The organism is Catenovulum agarivorans YM01 (genome assembly GCF_000281085.1).
GTDB lineage: Bacteria > Pseudomonadota > Gammaproteobacteria > Enterobacterales > Alteromonadaceae > Catenovulum > Catenovulum agarivorans.
Window position 1 is genome coordinate 1 of sequence record NZ_JH767536.1, and the last position, 19,252, is coordinate 19,252.

A 19,252-nucleotide genomic window follows, 5' to 3' on the forward strand; every position below is an offset into this window, starting at 1 on the left:
TGTGAGTTATTCTACTCACTTAATGAGGTGTCCAAAACTATTGGATCAGATCATAGATTAGCTAATGCCATCACCAAAGAAACTATGAATGAGGCATATCGACTTGGTAATGGAGAAAAATAATTGAATTATTTCGCATTTCTTGCGCTTTTGATTTTTGTATACACTAGCTTTTTCTTTTGCTTAAAGTATCCGTACACTTTAGAAAAGTTGTTTAGAAGCAAAGATAAAAGACTCGACAAAATTTTGTCTAAAATTTGGTATATCAACATTAATGGTCGAGCTGTAGCTATATATAAACTGATGAAAATCGGTCGAAATAGAGCCTATATTAAAAATGTTAACGACGATTTGTTGAACCGCTACCTGTATTGGAAAAAGCGTTGGTTTTGGAGCCTAGTCCCCATAGTTATGCTGATAGTTATCTCACAGATAAAACAAGGTTATGAAATAGTCTATCATCCACAACAATTTGAAGAAAAAGTTGAGAACTCGTGGTTCATTAAGCTTTTTAAATAGCAAGAACTTGAAACTTTGGTTAAGCTACATAGTCACAAATTTTGCCTCTTAACGAGCCGTTACAAATATCAGGGACAATTATGTTTAAATATTTATTAGTTCTAATCTTTATCGGTGTTTTAGCTTCTTGCAGTTCAACCGGTAAATCACCTATTTCGAAAGGCTTGGTTGAATCAACATCTACAGACCCTGAGTATGGTTACACTGAAAATAAACCAATTGAGCTGGGTGGTTTTCTACTAGGAACCAAATATGAAGGTGCACATATAGAATATTTTCAAAGCCTTATGGGCCCTAATGGTGAAACAGTTAAGGTTAAGCGCTTAGGTAGCTGCTGCGCATTTGAAGACCCATCAATGCCATTCGGTGGTGGTTTACTTGACCGTTACGAGCTGTCATACAAGGGCCAATCTAAACCTGTTATTATTTACGTAAACCTATACAAGTTTAACAAGCCAGTTGCTCCACAAGGATTCATTCTGCTGTAGAACATTCACAATAAAACATGTAAGAGAACAGGCTCTAATACTCCACACGCATACCAAGCGTTAAATAGCGCCCTTCGTCTCTTACATCTTGCGGAAATTTAATATTGTCACCAACGCGAGTGAAATTGCGTAATGGCTCGGCTAATAAATTACTAATGTGACTAAAAATAGATAAACGGTCGCTAAAATTATAACTAACCGCTAAGTCTAACCGACCGCGAGAATCTGTTTTATTAACCAATACCGCATCTATATCTTGTTGATAGCTAGCCCAGTTTGTCCAACCTGAACGATAGTTATACGAAACTCTTGCACTTACATCAGCATAGTCGTACAAAATAGCCATGTTATACGTCCAATTAGACAGTGCCCATATATAATCATTTTTAAAGTTGCCAATTGGCGCTCTGTCGGTTTGTCCTTCTTGGTAAGTTAAATTTGCACTTACTCCAAATCCGTTAAAGGGTTTATCTAGCCAATCAAAAAACGATTGCACATTAATCTCGCCACCCACAAGTTTGCTACTGCCAATATTCTCAGGCCGATAAATTGTTATTGGCCCATAGGCATAATCGTCGACAGTGCTTGTACTGCTCACTGGCATATCGTACAAACTACGCTTAAACAGTGCCGCGGCAATGTATCCTTTATCCGAAAAATAGTACTCTAAACTCATATCATAATTGTCGGATTGCCCGGGTTTCAACTTAGAATTACCACCACTGCCGTTATAGCTTTTTACTGTGCCATCTGACGTTTTTACATTTAATTCATTACCCGGATTGTATTGAACAAAATCACTACGAGTTAATGATTTACTAAAGGCAAGGCGCAACAGCACTTCATCAGTTACCGATAGGTTTAAGTTGATACTCGGCAATATATTTAAGTAGCTATTACGTTCATTTCGAGCGGTAATTGAAGTTTCGCCGTTATCTGCAATTACTGAGTTACCATTGATATCTAATCTTGTGTTAACTAAACGAATGCCAAAAATTCCATCTAAGTTCATAGATGATATTTGATTGTACGTTTTGGCTTGCAAGTATAACGCTTGAGTTTGTTCGCTCCCTTCTAGCCAATTAGCTGGATTGGGTAGTACGTCTGGACTTTGCCAATTTTCAGCTGCCGATTCAGCCCACTGCCATTGCTCCCCTTGCTGCGATAATGCAATTAACCCGTCCTGCGCGTACTCAGCTAACTCAAGATGATTAGCTTTTATGCTTTGGCGTGTTGGCGCTATATATTGGCTAAAACTTGAATTATCCTGCCGGTATGGATTTGGCGTTAAAGTAAAATCAACAAACGAAACATCCGATAAAGGCCGATGTAAATCGAGCAAATAAGCATAGCGGGTGCCACGTTCAATGCTCATATCCCTATCTGTTATTCTAAAACCTGATTGTAATGTATGGATAAAATCAAAATTTGTACTGTACTCTGCATCGAGTCGCCACTGCACAGCTTGGCTTTTGGCGTTAAAGTCTAACTCAAAATATCCACGCAATTGATAGTTATTGATATCGCTCGCGTCAAAGTCATTTATATAAATACTCGCGCCTTGTTGGGTTGAAAAACGAACGCCTGCACTTGCGGGTTGAGTAAAAGCCGAGTCTAAACTCCAGTGCTGATCACTATATTCGCTATCTGTATATGCTAAATCCGTCTTTATAACTAATTTATTCCCTCGCCAACTTGCGCCAACCGCATGTTGATATGTGTCTGTTTTACCACGAGAGGTGGAACGATAAGCATAAGGCGGGCGCCCTGATTGCTTATGCAAACTTACCACTTGCAGCGAATTATTAGTGTCGAACTCAATCTCACTAAAAATCGGCGCAGAAAAAGTAGAATCGGTTGCAGTTAAGTTATACATAAAGTGGTCAACATACTTTTCGCTGTCGAACCCTTGATAAATGCTATCAAAATAAAACTCAGTGGTTTCATTTGGTTGCCACTGCAAACTGACATTGACCGACGGACGTTTTCTGTAACCACCGTTGTTATACAAACCAACCGAATTGGGAATGATGCCCTGCCCGTCTATTTGGCTGAAGCTTGTCGCGTTGTATTTTACCCCGTTGTAATATTCAGCTGTCGATTGCGAGATATTGCCAAGAAAACCAAAGCGTCCATATTGAGTTTGCCAACTGTTGCTATATAACAAATGTCCACTCGGAGATGCTGTATCGATTTGGTCGTTATAGGTGGCTGACAATGCACCGGTAATTTTTTCACCGGAAAAATCTAACGGCTTGTGTGTGCGTATGTTAACTACACCCGTTAACCCTGGTTCAATAATGTCGGCTGATGCTGCTTTATGTACTTCGATTTCAGAAATAGATTGTGAGGAGAAATCTTGCAGGCGCGCTGTTCTCAACTCAGCGGTAAAAAATTCGCGTCCATTATAGGTAGTGGTGAAGTTAGGCAAACCGCGAACTAAAATGCGGTTCACTTCATCATTGTATCTTTCAACTTGAATGCCGGCTAAATGCGACACTGTATCGGCAGAAGTGATATCTGCCAATTTGCCAATTTCTTCCGAGGCAATGGCTTCAATAATTGTATTAGACGAGCGTTTTATATCTTGCGCTCGGTATAAACTTGCGCGCAAACCACCTACTTTTATAACCTCCACAGCTTGAACAAGCTCAGTGGATGATTGCATCAGCTCAGCAGGTGTTGTGATAACTTCAGCAGAAGCATTTACAACTTGGGTTTGCTCAGCAACGATAACTAGGTGGCCGTCTTTTTCCGCTACGGCTAAGCCAGTATCGTGTAATAAATGCTTTAGTGCATCTTTGACAGAAAAATAACCGTGCAAAGCGTTAGCTTCAACTTTTTGCGCCATTTCATATGAATAAACCAAAACTACGTTAGCTTGTTGCGCTAGCTGGTTAAGTGCATTCGCAGCATCTTTCCTAGCAATATTAAAATAGTGAACTTGTTGTTTTTGTTGGTTAACAACTATCTCAATACTATGTGCAGCTTCACAGAACAGCAAACTAAATAACAATGCACAATATTTAGGATTAGACATAGATTATGGGTAGTTTCAACAAAAATGACGACTAAAAATTATTCCGTATTGTAACAGTTGCAAGTCTAAAAAACATTTTGATTACAAGCTGAAAAGGGTTTATTAAACCGACAGATGTAAGACCACTTACCCCTTGTTTAGATAATAACCCTAGTTATAATCGATCGCGGCAAATGTAGGATTTTCAGGTCACACAACACCTTACAACCGTCTAAGGTGAGCCTGATATACCCAAGCTACTTGAAGATGCGAGATTTCAGCAAGAGATAAAAAGCATTTAGACCAGGCATTGATTGAAGATAATGGTAATCCCTTTTCAAAATCAATAACGCAGTATAAATGTTTTTTGGCCTTGCCCTTCGGGAGCTTCACAGCGTTTCTATTACTGCGTTATGTTAATTTGAAAGGTGCCCACATTCCTTCATTAACATGCCTTGTACTAAAAACGCTGTGATAGCTCTGAAACACGCATCCTCAAGTAGCTTGGGTATTTTGCCTTCAATTTAAATATGTTCAAAAGGAATCGTTATGAACTTAAATAAAAAGCTTACTCACACCCTGCACGCAAGTGCTGTTTTATCACTACTCACAGCAACCTCTAGTTTCGCTTTAGCCCCACCCGAGCCTGTTTATACCGAGTCAGAAAATTACTCGTTAACAGCAAGCTCAGATGGAAGCTCAAAAGCCAGTGGTACTAGTTATGGCAATGTGCGTGATGGCGACACATCAAGTTACTGGTCACCATCTGGCAGTACTGGGCGAATTTCCATTAAAAACCTAGATACCAATATCAACAAAATCCGTATTGTTGAAGCAACAGGTGCCGAAGGTGCTATTGAAAATTGGTCACTGGTTAATAATGACACTGGCGAAGTTCTAGCCACAGGTACAGGTATTCAAGGCGACATACTCTTTGCCGAAACAACTTTAGATAAAATAAACTTTGTTATTGAATCAGCTTCTGCTGAGGTCAAAATTGCTGAGTTCGAGACCTATTTTTTTCAAGAACACATTCCTATGGTCATCCCAGAATTAATGGGTCCGTGGGTAGAAAGAATTGAAACAGTCAGTAGCATCAGTTGGCGTCCTTATTACATTACCCCAAGTGTGCAAAACATCTATCGAGATACAGACACAGATCCGAATGGCCGACAGCTGATTGCCACTGACGATACCGATACACTGTTTAGGCCATTTACCAAACAAGACGGCTCTGGCCAATCGTTAAACCGCTATTTTACCGACTCCTTTAATACACCAGGCACATACTATTATTGGGTTGAAGTGATTAGCAGCACTGGCAATGTTTATCAACAAATATCAGAGCCGGTGACTATTGCTGCGTCAGCTCAAGTCGCATTGTCCACCTTTGCGCAAACTAATAATCAAGTAAAACTGGTATGGCAGAACGATAATATTGATGCCGTTAGTCAATATGTTTATCACGGAACAGATGCAAGCATGCAACCATCCAATCTAATTGCTGCGGATATTGCACCAAATATTAATACTTTCACTTCGGAGTCATTAGCAGACGGCACACATTATTTTTCTGTTGAAACAATTGCCATCGGTGGCAAAGCTTATAAGTAGCCGATAATGCCGATCCACCTTTATTCTGGACCAACTAACCTAAGTGTTGAAGAAAGCAATCAGTACAACACTCAAGGGTATTGTGGATTAGACGGTGTTATTGAAAGCGAGCATACAGGCTATGCAGGTTTGGGTTATAGCAACACAGTTAACAGCCAAGGTTCGAGTATTCAATACGCGATTAATTCGAGTGTTGCCGGTGAATATCAGCTCACAGCCAGATACGCCAATGGTGCTGCCAGTCGCCCTGCAAATATTCTGGTTAATGGCAATGTTGCTACAACAGTCGATTTTCCGGCAACCGCGTCGTGGAGCAGCTATAGCAATAGCCAAACTAAATTTGTTCGGCTAAGCGCTGGGTTAAATTTTATTACCCTTCAAGCGCAAAACGATCAAGGTTTAGCCAATATCGACAACCTTAGCTTTCAAGCACTACAAGCTATTTCGCCTGCCGTCTTTGTAATTGGTCAACCTGCTGCTGTACCTGTTTACCCAACTGTCGGTGATTGTGATGGTGAAATAGGTGAAGGTGCGTTGCAAATTGATGCACCACAAACTCAGCAACCAGTGTTACCAGCTGCTAACCAAGCTTCTGGTTTTGCAAGTCAAAACGGTGGCACATCGGGTGGTAGCCAAGGCGAGAATATTTTTGCAAATTCAGGTGAAGAAATTCATCAAGCTTTATGTGGTAGAGCTTCAAATGATACTCCACTAACTATTTACGTCGAAGGCGTGATTAATCATGCAAACACAGCAGAAGTTACTGGCAGTTGTACTACCAGTGCCAGCGCAATTGAACTAACGGACGTTAGCAACATTAGTTTAATTGGCGTAGGAGGTGGCGCGCTGTTCGACCAAATTGGTTTGCACATTAAAAATGCGTCAAACATCATAGTGCGCAATATTAAGATCAAAAATGTTAAAAAGTTCGGCGAGCCAGTTTCGAATGCGGGTGACGCTATTGGAATAGAAGATAATGTCAGTAACGTTTGGGTCGATCATGTCACTTTAAAAGCCAGTGGCAGCGAAGCCGACGGATTTGATTCGCTATTTGATATCAAAAACAATGTGCAGTACGTGACCTTGTCTTATAGTGTTTTAAGAAATTCAGGTCACGCCATGTTGGCGGGTTCAAGTAACAGCGATGTAAACAATGGCCCTATCACCTACCACAACAATGTATTTGAAAATATCGACTCGCGTGTTCCACTTGTCCGTGGTGCGACAGCGCATATCTACAATAACTATTTTAATAATATCGGTATGTCCGGTATCAATGCTCGACTTGGTGCACAAGTGAGAATTGAAAAAAATTATTTTAGTAACAGTAAAGATCCAATTGGTACTTTCTATACAAATGATATGGGCTTTTGGCAGTTAATTGAAAATGCCTTTGAGAATGTTCAATGGGGAGCTGACGCAGATAAGTACCACCCAGCCGGTGCAAATCTTAGCTCCACCACCACAGTAGAAATTCCTTATAGTTACGGCACTTATGAGGCCCACTGCATGTACCACCCATTGTTGACGGCAGCTGGCGCAGATACAGGTTTAGCAACCTTGAACCTGTACGATTGTTACGGCGTGAATTAATTATTTACAAATTATAAAGTCAATCGGGTCTATCCACTGGACAGACCCGATATTCACTAGCACCACAGGTTAATATCAACCTAAACTACCGGCTAACCACCTATCTAAATAATTAGCAAACTGTTGGCGGTCTGCCTGGCTTAAAGCCGCTGGGCCACCAGTTTGAATTCCGCTGGAGCGAAGCGTGTCCATAAAGTCACGAATATTTAGCCGTGATTTTATATTCTCTTTGGTAAAAAGCTCCCCTCTAGGGCTTAAAGCTAGTGCGCCTTTGCTAATAACTTCATCGGCAAGTGGGATATCAGCAGTGATCACAAGATCACCTACTTCAGCACGTTGAACAATCTCATTGTCTGCGATATCAAAACCCTTCTCTACTTGAATGGTTTTAATAAATCTCGACGGGGGTGTTTTAATGTATTGATTAGCCACTAAAGTAACGGTTTTTTGTGTACGGTTCGCCGCACGAAACAACACCTCTTTAATGACCACGGGGCACGCATCAGCATCAACCCAAATACTCGCCATAAACAACCTATCTGCTTTCATTAATTAATTGACGCAATTAAGCATGATCCACCAGCAAGATGCAAGTTGGCAATTCACCATTCAGCTTCTAGACTTAACTAATCTGCAAGTTTTGGGGTTATTTTGAGGTTAGCAATGGCACGATATTGGCTAAAGTGCGTAGTGTTAGTTGTGCTTTTATTGCACCCTAGCGTACACGCACTTGATGATATCCATTATCAACTCAACACTGAAATTCGTCCCGGTGAAAAACCTTTTTTACTAACAGCATTAGAGAAAGCGTTAGAATATACACAAGCAGATTATGGTAATTTTCAGCTCACGCCAATGTATACCACTGAAAACTTTCCCAAATCGAGACTGATTCGTTTAGTCCAGCAAGAAAAATTAAGCGTAATTTGGGGTGTCCCTAATAAAGCTTATGAAAAAGAGCTGCAGGCCATTTATATCCCATTGTATAAAGGCACCCAAGGTTATCGAATATTCCTAATACGTCAAAACGAACAGGCGCGTTTCAACAAAATAACTAATTTGTCTCAATTAAAGTCACTGATTGCTGGTCAAGGCTATGGCTGGAGTGATGTAACTATACTTGAGCATAATAACTTTAAGGTTTTACAAGGCAATTCAGATAATTTGGTCAGAATGTTGGAATCGAGACGCTTCGATTATTATCCCCGAGGTTTGCATGAACCGTGGAAAGAACTAAAACCTAATCGCCAAATTAAAGTAGAGTCGACCATAGCACTGCACTATCCATTACCCATTTATTTTTTTGTAAGTAAAGAAAACCGCAGGTTACAGCAACGACTGAATATTGGGTTAGACGCCTTATTTGATAATGGTGAATATGATCGTTTATTTTACAACCACCCTAGATATAAGGTGCTGTTAAAAAAAGCGAATTTAGCAAACCGCAAAATTTATCAATTAGATAACCCAACGTTATCCGCTGAAAGTAAAGCAATATTGCACAAGAAGAAATATTGGCTGGATACCAGCATAGAATATTAAAGGTATGGAGTTATAGAAACTATAAAAGTGGCTGAGTGGACGGGACTCGAACCCGCGCCCCCCGGTGTGACAGGCCGCTAAGTCTGAAACAGCCTAACCAACTGAACTACCACTGGGTAATAAAAGTAAAAAATGGTTTTAGGGTATTGGATAGAAATACAAACTAGAATGGGGACATAGAAACTATGAAAGTGGCGGAGTGGACGGGACTCGAACCCGCGACCCCCGGCGTGACAGGCCGGTATTCTAACCAACTGAACTACCACTCCGCAGTGGTATGATTTTTTGAAACTTCGCGAATTGAACAAGCATAATGAAGATGGCGGAGTGGACGGGACTCGAACCCGCGACCCCCGGCGTGACAGGCCGGTATTCTAACCAACTGAACTACCACTCCGCAGTATTATCAAATAAATCTAAGAAGAAAGTTGGCGGAGTGGACGGGACTCGAACCCGCGACCCCCGGCGTGACAGGCCGGTATTCTAACCAACTGAACTACCACTCCGCAGTATTATCAAATAAATCTAAGAAGAAAGTTGGCGGAGTGGACGGGACTCGAACCCGCGACCCCCGGCGTGACAGGCCGGTATTCTAACCAACTGAACTACCACTCCGCATTATCTTATCTTTCAAAGATTTACTCCCCTAACACAAGTTGCCCTGCGTCAGAAGCGGGCGCAATAATAAGGACTCAGCACCCATGAGTCAACAGCTTTTTTATAAAAAATTATAATTAAGTTTCATCTGGTAGGGTTAAGTCTATTATATCGTCAGGTTCTGATGATATTTTGTCCACAGCGTGCTGTTCGGGCAATTCCATCTCATTGGATGCCTTTTTATCACGTTGCCAAAATTTCCAATTAACTTTAAATTTGCCTTTAGATTTTCTCGCTGGTGTTTTATTACCTTTGCGAAATACAAACCAATAAATTGAAAATGCGATTAGCAATACAACTAAATTACCCAGTACCACAAACAAAATTAGCATGCTTGGCGACAAACCTTCTGGCTCTTTTGCTTTTTCAGCTTCTTCCGGTAGGCTTTCTGTCGCTTGTTCTAATGGAATTAATGCACTTTCATCTATTTCAACTGGCAGTGGCGCAACATTAAAGGTAAATTCAGGCACATCTATCATCATGTCGCGGCCATTTATGTTTTTACCAAAAGCAAACACTTTAATCTTGTATACACCGTCGGCGTAATTGAACAATGGAAAACTTTGTTTGCCATCAGCCGTTTCTGTCATGGCAAATTTTTCTGCTTCACCATTTGGATAAAAAATTTCACCACTAAAAGCAAAAGTGGAAAAATCAATTAACGTGCTTGCAGGCTCAATATGAAAAATATGTTTTTGGTCGGCTTCTATCGCTTTGTCGGCTGATAATATAAATGGCACTGGCTCAACAATAATAGGGTCAAGCACTAGTTCACGATTAAACAAAGCTAAATCGATAAACAAACTCGGTTGCCATTCTCCCGAAGTGATATTGAGTTTAAACTCTCCAGTAAATGTGCCATCTTTGCGCCTTTCATCAAACCCTTGACCATCGTCTTTAAAAGTCGCGACTTTTTCAGCATCCGCACCAAAATTATCATAGTTGGAATTATTGGTACTGGTAAAAGTAACATCTAACTTAACCACATCACTAAAATCTGCATAATCTATCGGCTTGCCGCCATTTAATAAGTGCGCGGTCAATTTAATGGTTTCACCTGAAAAAATTACTTGCGGCAAAGGCTCTGCTTTAAGTTTGACGTCTGACAGCACCATTATTTTACTGCCCGACTCTATCTTACCAACGGCTTGCCAAGGGCCCACCATAGGGTCTTTCAAGCGGATCATGTCAAAGTTGCTGTCGTCGAACCACTGCCCTTGCTCGGGGGTTATCATAGGTGCGTAAATTTTTGAACCATCAGGTCGAATGAGAATAACAGGCGGAGAACCTTTTTTACGAAACAACACCATAACAATTTCTTTGGTGTGTGCATCTATACGAAAGCGATTATCAATAAGCTGTATGCCACTTAGATGTTTTGGCAAATTTAAATTTTTAACTGCATCTAAAGCAACATTCCCAGGTGTTGGTATATCAATAGAAACCATAGCTTGCTCGTTACTGCTGACGTTAAACGCAAGCAGTAATGTCACAAATAAGATAAACCCAGAATGTCGCTTCAATTTTTTGTCCTCTATCCTCGCCAGATTGTTGATCCGGCACTTTTTTCAACAATATCAAGCCTTTCTTCGTGTGCAGTTATTTCATCGGCTGATGCGGCAATAACCTTTAATTTTTTTCGGTTAGCTGGCAAACGAATAATTTGATTAGATGGGCCAGATTCATTTGCATCTGATGATAAGTTCAGCGCAGTTTGCCCACCTGTCATTAATAAATAAACGTCGGCAAGAATTTCAGAATCCAGTAAAGCGCCATGCAGAGTACGGTGCGAATTGTCTATACCGTATCTATCACACAAAACGTCTAAGTTATTGCGTTTACCCGGAAAAATTTCCTTAGCCATAACTAAGGTATCTGTGATTTTACAAATATCAGCGGTTTTGACATTTTTACCGCATTTTTCGAATTCGTGATCCATAAAACCGACGTCGAACGGTGCGTTATGAATAACCAGCTCTGCGCCATCAATAAATTCTAAAAATTCGTCGACTACCTGCTCAAAAGGTGGTTTATCGGCCAAAAAGTCATCGGTAATACCATGAACTTCAATCGCTTCAGGATCAACTAAGCGGTCTGGTTTGATATAAACATGAAAATGGTTGCCGGTTAATCGGCGGTTGATAATTTCTACACAACCAATTTCAATAATTCTGTGTCCTATATACACAGGGCCGCCGCCCATGTTCATACCCGTTGTTTCCGTATCTAAAACGATTTGACGTGCCATTTTTTTACCTAAAATACCTAACTTACTAGTTCTGCTTTTAATATTAACTGATAGCGAACTATACCCCAAATGCATTTTCAACTAGTTTGGGTATAATCCACTACAACAAATAAAAGTATCTTTATTATAGATTATGAAAAAAATTCAATTATTTACCGATGGTTCTTGTTTAGGTAACCCTGGGCCGGGCGGATTTGGTGCTGTATTGCGCTATGGCAAACACGAAAAACATTTAAGCCAAGGCTTTAAACTAACCACTAATAACCGCATGGAGTTATTAGCTGCAATCGCTGGTTTAGAAGCATTAAACGAGCGCTGTGATGTGTCTCTTACAACTGACAGCCAGTATGTTAAAAACGGCATAAATCAATGGATTAAAAATTGGAAGAAAAAAGGTTGGATAACCTCAGATAAAAAACCAGTGAAAAATGTCGACCTGTGGAAACGATTAGACGCAGCCTGTGAAAAACATAAGGTTGAATGGCACTGGGTTAAAGGCCATGCTGGTCATGCTGAAAACGAATTGTGTGACGACTTAGCCCGTAACGCTGCACAAAGTGCTAACTTATTAGAAGATACAGGTTATCAAAGTTAAACCTGACTCTTAGGGTGAACCCCATTACGAATACGCACATTGCCCACTGTCGCTAAATTGGGTTTTACTTTCCATTTAGGTTTAATTGGTGTCACTGGTAATTCGCGTTTACGCGCAACTAACAAATAAACGGCACCAAATCTTTGTAAATATTGATGGGTTATCGCAGGTAACCACCTATTATGAAAGTGCCGAGGTTGATGACCCAAAGGCCCATAGATAAATCTTTGGTCGTTTACCACTTCACAACCTAATAAGTTTAGCCAGTCACCTATTCTATTGGTACTAAAAAATCGTGCTTGTTTGAGTGCACTGTGTTTACGCCCTGGCAAAATTTTAAATAATCCAGCTAGGCTCATAGGGTTAAAGCCAGTGATAAATAAATAGCCGTTAGCGACCAATACCCTATGCGCTTCACGTAATATTTGATGTGGATCATGGGTGTAATCCAAGGTATGCGACAGTAAAACCGCATCAACAGAGTTTTCTTTAAATGGCAAATGATGGATATCGGCAACAACGCCTTGTCTATCACCTAAAGTTGCAACATTCACTTGATGTTTAATTGGGCAAGCTAAACTATCTATTTCCGCGCTTAAACTGCCGACTTTTAATAAGTGATAGCCAAACACAGTTGGCCACCATTGGTTTAAATGCCGCTCAACTTGTTTTTTGACAAAACCGCCCTGTGGAATATCATTCCAACTAGTAGGAATATCCAGTAACAAATCTTGTAGTGCTGGTTTCATCAAAATATAAGTACCTTAAACACGTTTAAGCTGAAGTTATTATGTTATTAGTAGAACCGATTAAAGCCCTATCCGACAATTATATTTGGCATGTGCATAACCAGGAATACAGCCTTGTGGTTGATCCGGGTGACGCTACACCTGTAATGCAAGCCCTTGGTAATCAAAGCTTAGTCGCAATTTTAATAACCCACCATCATTGGGATCATACTAATGGTGTTGCACGGTTAAAACAACAGTATCCAGATATTACTATCTATGGCCCGAGCAGTTGCCCGTTTGATTTGATTGATGTAAGACTAAATGAAGGTGATACAGTTAAATTTCAACAGCTTGGTATCGAATTTAATGTAATTGAAATACCAGGACATACACTTGACCATATCGCCTATTTTAATGACGATTATGTTTTTTGTGGTGACACCTTGTTCAGTATAGGTTGTGGGCGCATGTTTGAAGGTACAGCAGCTATGTTTAATGGCAGTTTAAACAAACTCAAACAATTAAATGACGAGACTAAAGTCTGTTGTACCCACGAATACACTCAAAGCAACATCACATTTGCTCGGCACATTGACCCAAATAACCAACAGCTCGGCGAATATCAAAACCAAGTCACAAAAAAGCGTATTAATAACCAAGCCAGTTTGCCTTCAACTATCGGCCTAGAAAAACAGTTAAATCCGTTTCTCAATACCGACAAAACTTGGCTACAACAAAGGCTTAGCCAACTCACAAAGCAATCAATAAATGATCCAACTAGTGCTTTTGCTGCGCTTAGAAAGTTAAAAGATACCTTTTAAACATTGCGTAAACGAACGTGAATCAGTAACATTCTGACAGCAATTTTATACAGGTTAATTTATGTACAAACGCACCACCATTTCGGCAGCTCTTATGATGTTGGCTGGCTGCCAGTCAATTCCTGATTTAAAACAAACATTTACCACAACTAACCAAGAAATAGAGGTAAATGAACAGAGCAATTTTATTGCGGCTGTAGACGACACAACTGAAGTTTATCCAGATATCAGTCAAGTTGTGGCGCTAAACCAAGGAACTGAAGCAAACGAAGTTGTATATGGTGACGTTTGGAAACGCATTCAAAGCCAGCTCACTTTACCTGTTGCTGAAAACCGACGTTTGCAAATTCAACGCGCATGGTATGTTAATCATCCGGATTATTTAAACCGTGTTGCTAAACGTGCTGAACCATTTTTATATTACATAGTTGAAGAAATAGAAAAACGTGAGTTACCAATGGAACTGGCGTTATTACCTATTGTTGAAAGTGCGTTTGACCCATATGCCTACTCACCTTCTGCCGCTTCTGGTTTATGGCAATTTATGCCAACTACCGCAAAACGTTTTGGTTTAGCACAAAACTGGTGGTACGACGGCCGCCGCGACATAGTTGCATCCACTAAAGCTGCGCTTGATTATTTAGAAAAACTCCACCAGCAGTTTGATGGTAATTGGCTGCATGCACTTGCTGCCTATAACTCAGGCGAAGGCCGTGTTGCTCGCGCCATTCAAAAAAATTACCGTTCTGGTGAAAATATTGACTATTGGTCGCTGGAATTGCCACGTGAGACAGATGCTTATGTACCCAAATTATTAGCTTTAGCCGATATCGTAAAACGCCCGCATAAATATGGCATTGATATTTACACTATTCCAAATGTACAAGTGGTTGATGTAGTAGAAGTTGAATCGCAAATTGATTTAGCCATTGCCGCTGAATTAGCCGAAATGAATGTTAATGACTTAACTTCATATAACCCTGGGTATAACCGCTGGGCAACCTCGCCAGATGGCCCACATAAATTTTTATTACCTATAGATAAAGCTGAAACTTTTAGAGCCAAACTTGAAGGTAAATCAGCTGATACCTTGATTAGTTGGCGTCGTTATCAAATTCAATCAGGTGATACACTCAGTACAATTGCTCAGCGCCATCAAACGACAGTTGAGACCATTCGCACCGCCAACAAAATTAAAGGCCACCATATTCGCAAAGGCGACTATTTGATGATCCCAACCTCGGCGGCAAGTTCGAGTATTTATCCAGCGAATGATGATGGCTCTGCAGCCGTAGCTAATATCGGCCAAAATGAACAAAGCAGTATTCAATACACTGTTAAACGTGGTGATACTTTTTGGGATATTGGCAAAGCACACAAAGTAAATGTGCGTGACTTAGCTAAGTGGAACAATATGTCGCCAAGCGATCCTATATTCCCAGGGCAAAATTTAACCATACAACAACCTGATTCGTTTATGGGTAAATATGGGGATGTGCCGACTACACGCAAAGTGAAATACAAAGTGAGAAGTGGTGATTCACTCGCACGTATCGCGCAAAAATTTAAAGTCACGATTTCAGATATAGAAAACTGGAATAAAATTAGTCGCCGCAACTATTTGCAGCCGGAGCAACAACTGGTACTCCATGTTGATGTAACAGGCATTTAATGCCTTAGAGTAAATAACAGTCCAAATAAAAACGCCAGATTAACAGCTAATCTGGCGTTTTTTGTTAAGTTCTAAACAATACTGACTCACGTTTAAACCAGAAAGTCGCAAATGCAATGAGTGCCACAGCGGCAACAAGCTGACTCGACCAAACAGTAAATAACAATATTGTATCACCCTGCCCTTTAAGTATTTCTTTTATCGCTAATGCAACATTACTCACTGGCACAAATGCCCATTGCCAGTTCAATTCAATGCCCGGCATCATAGCTGCGATTAACGGCACAAAAATTAAAAAGCTTAGTGGCGCCATAAAGTTTTGTGCTTCTTTAAAGTTTTTCGCGTAAATTGAAATACACAACACCAATGCTGAAACACTCATCACTAGCGGCAGCATCATCATCAAAGCTAAGGTCAAATCAAATAAACCGAGTGTACCGACAATTTTTGCAATTATGTCTATGGCAAAACCTTGGGCAAAAACAAAACTCCAAAAAGCTAAGCTAAATAGCGCGCTAAAAGCTGAGATAAAAGAGGCAGTAAACACAGTTAAAAATTTCCCCATAACCAAGTCAAGCCTAGTAGACGGGGTAATCAGCAGTGATTCCAAAGTGCCACGTTCTTTTTCACCGGCGGCAATATCCACTGCAGGGTAAATAGCGCCTAATAAACACAGTGGCAACAAAATGTACGCTACCAACCCACCAAGCTTAGAACCCAAACTTTCTTTTTCTTCAGCTATATCTTTATTGATGAGTTTTATCGGTGTTAACACCCCAGAGATATTCTCTGCATCTAAACCAAGTGCAATCAGCTTAGTTTCCGTCAGTTGAGTATTGATATCGGCGACTATGCGCTCAACTCTGTATTTAGCCGAATTTACCCCACTGGCATTGTTGTAATAAAGCTGCCATTGGCTTTGTTGATTACCAGCCATTTCACCTGTGTATTCTTGTGATATATCTAACCAAAAATCGATTTTGCCGTGGCGAATTAAACTTGCGATATCATTCGGCATATCTCCTTGGTACAGCTTAAAGTCGGTTTGTTCAGCAAGTTTGCTGATAACTGGATTTTGCTCAGTCGCGCCTGTTACAACATAAGTTAAAGTACGCGTTTGCTCTTGCTTAATTGAGTGGCTAGCAAATACCGCCAAAGCGCCAAATAGAGCTGGAAAGATTAACAAAGGCAATAAAATCATAAACACCAATGTTTTTTTATCTCGGATAAGCTCTAACATTTCTTTTTTATAAATGACTGAAATCATGCTGACTGCTCCATGTAGCTTAAAACTGACTGGTATAAATTACCTGCACCTTGCTGAATAAGTTGCTGTAATTCACCGGCAAACTGCACTTGCCCTTGGTCAATTACAAATACTTGTTCACATAAACGCTCAACTTCAGATAAATCATGGGTTGAAAAAATCACCCCAACACCCTGTATTTTTAAGCCTTCAATAAAACTTAAGATCACTTCGCGCGCTTTAATGTCTAACCCTGTGGTTGGTTCATCTAAAATAACCCACTTAGGTTGGTGCAAAACGGCACGGGCAATCGCAACTTTTTGTTTCATGCCTGTTGAATAGTCGTCAAAACGGCGATGAATAAAATCTGTCATTTGTAACTGTTCAACCAATTCGTTAATACGCGTATCCAAAGCTTGAGCTTTTAAACCATAAAGCTCTCCGAAATAACGTAAATTCTCAAAACCAGTTAAGCGCGCGTATAAACCTGTGCTGCCAGATAAAAATCCAATAGATTTTCGATAATAAACTAAGTCTTTGGCTACGGCTTGACCATCTATGCAAATATCACCACTATCAGCTTGCAGCGCGGTTGATAGAACACGTAACAAAGTGGTTTTCCCCGCGCCATTTGCCCCAAGCAAAGCAACAACTTGACCTGCCGTACAATGAATATTGATGTCTTTTAATGCATAAAAAAAGCGGCCAGAGACCCTAGGGTCGGTCGCACACAAGGTGTTACTTTGTTTCGCATCTTTTAGCCGGAACCGCTTATTAATATTGTTGAGTTGTAACATGACACTTCCTAGTGAATTTGATTAGAGCTATGTTAAACTTATGTTTTACAAAAAAACAAATAAATTCAACATGAAACTGCAGCTAAGTTTATTTCAAGATATGGTCACTAGACCTAAACATGCCTTTACTGAAATTGCCGAAAAAAACATATCGAGCTGGCCTGCTTTTATCTTAATCATGTTAAGCATGCAGCTGTTTTATGCTTTATATTTTAATAATGTCGATATGGCTTGGTTAGTTGACTACACAGTTAATACATCGTTAGGTCAAGCAACACCTGCAGAAAAAGAACAACTTAGCCAACAGCTCACAGAAGAAACAATACGTTTATCTGCATCTATTGGTAGCGTGTTAATGCTGGTTTTTTATGGATTGATTACCAGTGTGTATTTGAACGTAATTACTAAATTAGATGAACAAAATACCGATGGTTTTAAAGATTGGTTTGGCTTTTATTGGTGGGTGCAAATCCCTGCGGTTTTACAACTCGCCTTATCAAGCTTAGTTATTCTTGTCGCTGACACTAGCCAAACACCATTAATGGATTTGCAAGTTACTTCACTCAACCAAATACTCGCGTTATCACCGACAGACAAATTTTATAATTTTGCCGCTAGTTTTGATTTATTTAGTATTTGGTCTATTGTGCTGTTGTTTTATGGTTTGTCAGTGCGAACTCAATTAAAAACCAGCACAATTGCAAATATTTGCATAATTCCGTTTATTTTTATGCTGGTTTTTAGCTTGGTATTTGGTTAAGCGACCCAATTATTCTGGGTTCTCACCTGAGCAGATAAAGGTTTCTGACGGGTCAACCAATACATTATCAGCCATACCTTCACGGCCAAACAACATTAAATAGGTCATATCTGAACGGTCGGTTAAAGTAATTTGAATCGGCCACTCTCTGTTACCAATTTGGAACAAAGTTTCAATTACATACCTTTGCTGACGTGTACCATTCGAGCTTTTGATCCAACGTACATCTTTTAATTTAGCTTCAGCAGTTACTACTTCATCTACATTGTACAAATTAGGATGAATATCAAATTTAACCCAAGGTTTACCGTTCTTTTTAATTGAGCGGATATTATCTACGTGCAATGAAGAAGTTTGTGCGCCCGTGTCGACTCTAATTTTTAAATCAGTGATGCCAAGCTCTGGCAAATTGACGTTTTCTAACGCGCCAATTAATAATTTATCGCGGATCATACATTCCCCTCCGGCTGAATAATCACAGCTTTTTGAAAGACCATGCTATTAGGATAGGTCGACAATTGATTGCCTTCACCAACTAAAATTACGTGAAATAAAGTAATTTCTTTAATCTTGCCTTCAATACTATTGTCGCCATCAACAATTTTCACTTTATCGCCAACTTTATACGGGAAGAAAAAGTACACAATAATGCTAGCCGTGACATTGCTGAGGATCGACCACTGTGCAAAAAACGCCACACCAATAACAGCAAAGGCTGACGAAAAGAAAATAGTTAAATGGCTATAATCTATGCCTAACGACAAGCTGACTAAGATAAAAGTGACCACTATCATGGCTAAGTTCAGCACTGTGCGCACATAATAGACACGCTTTTCGTCAATCTTTTTTTCTTGGCCTATTTTGTCGACAACTCGACCAACTGCTTGTTTAACCAACCAATAACCAGCAATAACTGCTAGCGCGAACAATAGTCCGATTAAATTCATTGT

General features: G+C 40.1%; 17 protein-coding genes and 4 tRNA genes. 8 read left to right on the top strand and 13 right to left on the bottom strand.

Going from position 1 to position 19,252, the window contains the following annotated elements; genetic code table 11:
• Positions 1-599 precede the first annotated feature (599 nt).
• On the top strand, positions 600-1,007 hold the full coding sequence (locus WSC_RS0117680) for a hypothetical protein (RefSeq protein ID WP_016957287.1): 408 nt from the start codon (positions 600-602) through the stop codon (positions 1,005-1,007).
• A gap of 34 nt (positions 1,008-1,041) precedes the next feature.
• Here the strand turns inward: WSC_RS0117680 and WSC_RS23270 are convergent, their stop codons facing one another.
• Positions 1,042-4,047 carry a TonB-dependent receptor gene (locus WSC_RS23270; RefSeq protein WP_016957288.1) on the bottom strand — a complete coding sequence of 1,002 codons (3,006 nt, stop codon included), beginning with the start codon at positions 4,045-4,047 and terminating at the stop codon, positions 1,042-1,044.
• Between the two features lie 528 nt (positions 4,048-4,575).
• On the opposite strand from WSC_RS23270, the gene WSC_RS0117690 reads away from it, so the two are divergent.
• Complete coding sequence (locus WSC_RS0117690; RefSeq protein WP_016957289.1) at positions 4,576-5,640, top strand: hypothetical protein; 1,065 nt, start codon at positions 4,576-4,578, stop codon at positions 5,638-5,640.
• Between the two features lie 6 nt (positions 5,641-5,646).
• Positions 5,647-7,233 (top strand): pectate lyase family protein, encoded by a 1,587-nt coding sequence (locus WSC_RS24375; RefSeq protein WP_016957290.1) that lies wholly within the window; start codon positions 5,647-5,649, stop codon positions 7,231-7,233.
• 75 nt (positions 7,234-7,308) lie between these two features.
• Here WSC_RS24375 and WSC_RS0117700 read toward each other — a convergent pair whose 3' ends face one another.
• Positions 7,309-7,761: a YaiI/YqxD family protein gene (locus WSC_RS0117700; RefSeq protein WP_026016929.1), complete on the bottom strand. Its 453-nt coding sequence runs from the start codon at positions 7,759-7,761 to the stop codon at positions 7,309-7,311.
• Between the two features lie 135 nt (positions 7,762-7,896).
• On the opposite strand from WSC_RS0117700, the gene WSC_RS23280 reads away from it, so the two are divergent.
• Entirely contained in the window at positions 7,897-8,775 is an 879-nt protein-coding gene (locus tag WSC_RS23280) for a substrate-binding periplasmic protein (RefSeq protein WP_016957292.1), read from the top strand.
• A 192-nt stretch (positions 8,776-8,967) separates the two neighbouring features.
• Here WSC_RS23280 and WSC_RS0117710 read toward each other — a convergent pair.
• From WSC_RS0117710 to dnaQ, 6 genes are all read right to left on the bottom strand, one after another.
• Positions 8,968-9,044, bottom strand: a tRNA-Asp gene (locus tag WSC_RS0117710).
• Positions 9,045-9,095: 51 nt separating this feature from the next.
• A tRNA-Asp gene (locus tag WSC_RS0117715) sits at positions 9,096-9,172 on the bottom strand.
• A 32-nt stretch (positions 9,173-9,204) separates the two neighbouring features.
• Positions 9,205-9,281: transfer RNA gene (locus tag WSC_RS0117720), tRNA-Asp, on the bottom strand.
• A 32-nt stretch (positions 9,282-9,313) separates the two neighbouring features.
• Positions 9,314-9,390: transfer RNA gene (locus tag WSC_RS0117725), tRNA-Asp, on the bottom strand.
• 119 nt (positions 9,391-9,509) lie between these two features.
• A complete protein-coding gene (locus WSC_RS23285; RefSeq protein ID WP_016957293.1) occupies positions 9,510-10,955 on the bottom strand; it encodes a TIGR03503 family protein in 1,446 nt (481 codons plus the stop codon).
• Between the two features lie 11 nt (positions 10,956-10,966).
• Positions 10,967-11,680 carry a DNA polymerase III subunit epsilon gene (dnaQ, locus tag WSC_RS0117735; protein ID WP_026016930.1) on the bottom strand — a complete coding sequence of 238 codons (714 nt, stop codon included), beginning with the start codon at positions 11,678-11,680 and terminating at the stop codon, positions 10,967-10,969.
• Between the two features lie 133 nt (positions 11,681-11,813).
• Here dnaQ and rnhA point away from each other — a divergent pair, with 133 nt between their 5' ends.
• Positions 11,814-12,275 carry a ribonuclease HI gene (rnhA, locus tag WSC_RS0117740; protein WP_016957295.1) on the top strand — a complete coding sequence of 154 codons (462 nt, stop codon included), beginning with the start codon at positions 11,814-11,816 and terminating at the stop codon, positions 12,273-12,275.
• Here the strand turns inward: rnhA and WSC_RS0117745 are convergent.
• Positions 12,272-13,024, bottom strand: a complete 753-nt coding sequence (locus WSC_RS0117745; protein ID WP_016957296.1) for a class I SAM-dependent methyltransferase — start codon at positions 13,022-13,024, stop codon at positions 12,272-12,274. The two genes, rnhA and WSC_RS0117745, sit on opposite strands and share 4 nt — an antisense overlap.
• 41 nt (positions 13,025-13,065) lie before the next feature.
• Between WSC_RS0117745 and gloB the strand changes: the two genes are divergently transcribed.
• Positions 13,066-13,827: a hydroxyacylglutathione hydrolase gene (gene gloB, locus WSC_RS0117750; RefSeq protein ID WP_016957297.1), complete on the top strand. Its 762-nt coding sequence runs from the start codon at positions 13,066-13,068 to the stop codon at positions 13,825-13,827.
• Between the two features lie 61 nt (positions 13,828-13,888).
• Positions 13,889-15,499, top strand: a complete 1,611-nt coding sequence (locus WSC_RS0117755) for a lytic transglycosylase (RefSeq protein WP_016957298.1) — start codon at positions 13,889-13,891, stop codon at positions 15,497-15,499.
• 64 nt (positions 15,500-15,563) lie between these two features.
• Here WSC_RS0117755 and WSC_RS0117760 read toward each other — a convergent pair whose 3' ends face one another.
• Both WSC_RS0117760 and WSC_RS0117765 read right to left on the bottom strand, forming a co-directional pair.
• A complete protein-coding gene (locus WSC_RS0117760; protein ID WP_016957299.1) occupies positions 15,564-16,766 on the bottom strand; it encodes an ABC transporter permease subunit in 1,203 nt (400 codons plus the stop codon).
• A complete protein-coding gene (locus tag WSC_RS0117765) occupies positions 16,763-17,542 on the bottom strand; it encodes an ABC transporter ATP-binding protein (protein ID WP_016957300.1) in 780 nt (259 codons plus the stop codon). The genes WSC_RS0117760 and WSC_RS0117765 overlap by 4 nt, the downstream gene beginning before the upstream one ends.
• Positions 17,543-17,612: 70 nt before the next feature.
• Here WSC_RS0117765 and WSC_RS0117770 point away from each other — a divergent pair, with 70 nt between their 5' ends.
• Positions 17,613-18,302, top strand: a complete 690-nt coding sequence (locus WSC_RS0117770) for a YIP1 family protein (protein ID WP_157447341.1) — start codon at positions 17,613-17,615, stop codon at positions 18,300-18,302.
• 9 nt (positions 18,303-18,311) lie between these two features.
• On the opposite strand, the gene WSC_RS0117775 is transcribed toward WSC_RS0117770, so the two are convergent.
• Positions 18,312-18,755 carry an ATP-dependent zinc protease family protein gene (locus WSC_RS0117775; protein WP_016957302.1) on the bottom strand — a complete coding sequence of 148 codons (444 nt, stop codon included), beginning with the start codon at positions 18,753-18,755 and terminating at the stop codon, positions 18,312-18,314.
• Positions 18,752-19,249 (bottom strand): mechanosensitive ion channel domain-containing protein, encoded by a 498-nt coding sequence (locus WSC_RS0117780; protein WP_016957303.1) that lies wholly within the window; start codon positions 19,247-19,249, stop codon positions 18,752-18,754. The genes WSC_RS0117775 and WSC_RS0117780 overlap by 4 nt, the downstream gene beginning before the upstream one ends.
• Between the last annotated feature and the right edge of the window lie 3 nt (positions 19,250-19,252).

Excerpts from the sequence above, each read along its gene's own strand:
- WSC_RS0117780 (WP_016957303.1), bottom strand. The coding sequence starts at position 19,249 with ATGAATTTAATCGGACTATTGTTCGCGCTAGCAGTTATTGCTGGTTAT.
- WSC_RS0117760 (WP_016957299.1), bottom strand. The coding sequence starts at position 16,766 with ATGATTTCAGTCATTTATAAAAAAGAAATGTTAGAGCTTATCCGAGAT.
- rnhA (WP_016957295.1), top strand. The coding sequence starts at position 11,814 with ATGAAAAAAATTCAATTATTTACCGATGGTTCTTGTTTAGGTAACCCT.
- WSC_RS0117680 (WP_016957287.1), top strand. The coding sequence starts at position 600 with ATGTTTAAATATTTATTAGTTCTAATCTTTATCGGTGTTTTAGCTTCT.
- gloB (WP_016957297.1), top strand. The coding sequence starts at position 13,066 with ATGTTATTAGTAGAACCGATTAAAGCCCTATCCGACAATTATATTTGG.
- WSC_RS0117745 (WP_016957296.1), bottom strand. The coding sequence starts at position 13,024 with ATGAAACCAGCACTACAAGATTTGTTACTGGATATTCCTACTAGTTGG.
- WSC_RS23280 (WP_016957292.1), top strand. The coding sequence starts at position 7,897 with ATGGCACGATATTGGCTAAAGTGCGTAGTGTTAGTTGTGCTTTTATTG.
- WSC_RS0117700 (WP_026016929.1), bottom strand. The coding sequence starts at position 7,761 with ATGGCGAGTATTTGGGTTGATGCTGATGCGTGCCCCGTGGTCATTAAA.
- WSC_RS0117755 (WP_016957298.1), top strand. The coding sequence starts at position 13,889 with ATGTACAAACGCACCACCATTTCGGCAGCTCTTATGATGTTGGCTGGC.
- WSC_RS0117765 (WP_016957300.1), bottom strand. The coding sequence starts at position 17,542 with ATGTTACAACTCAACAATATTAATAAGCGGTTCCGGCTAAAAGATGCG.
- dnaQ (WP_026016930.1), bottom strand. The coding sequence starts at position 11,680 with ATGGCACGTCAAATCGTTTTAGATACGGAAACAACGGGTATGAACATG.
- WSC_RS0117690 (WP_016957289.1), top strand. The coding sequence starts at position 4,576 with ATGAACTTAAATAAAAAGCTTACTCACACCCTGCACGCAAGTGCTGTT.
- WSC_RS0117775 (WP_016957302.1), bottom strand. The coding sequence starts at position 18,755 with ATGATCCGCGATAAATTATTAATTGGCGCGTTAGAAAACGTCAATTTG.
- WSC_RS0117770 (WP_157447341.1), top strand. The coding sequence starts at position 17,613 with ATGAAACTGCAGCTAAGTTTATTTCAAGATATGGTCACTAGACCTAAA.
- WSC_RS24375 (WP_016957290.1), top strand. The coding sequence starts at position 5,647 with ATGCCGATCCACCTTTATTCTGGACCAACTAACCTAAGTGTTGAAGAA.
- WSC_RS23270 (WP_016957288.1), bottom strand. The coding sequence starts at position 4,047 with ATGTCTAATCCTAAATATTGTGCATTGTTATTTAGTTTGCTGTTCTGT.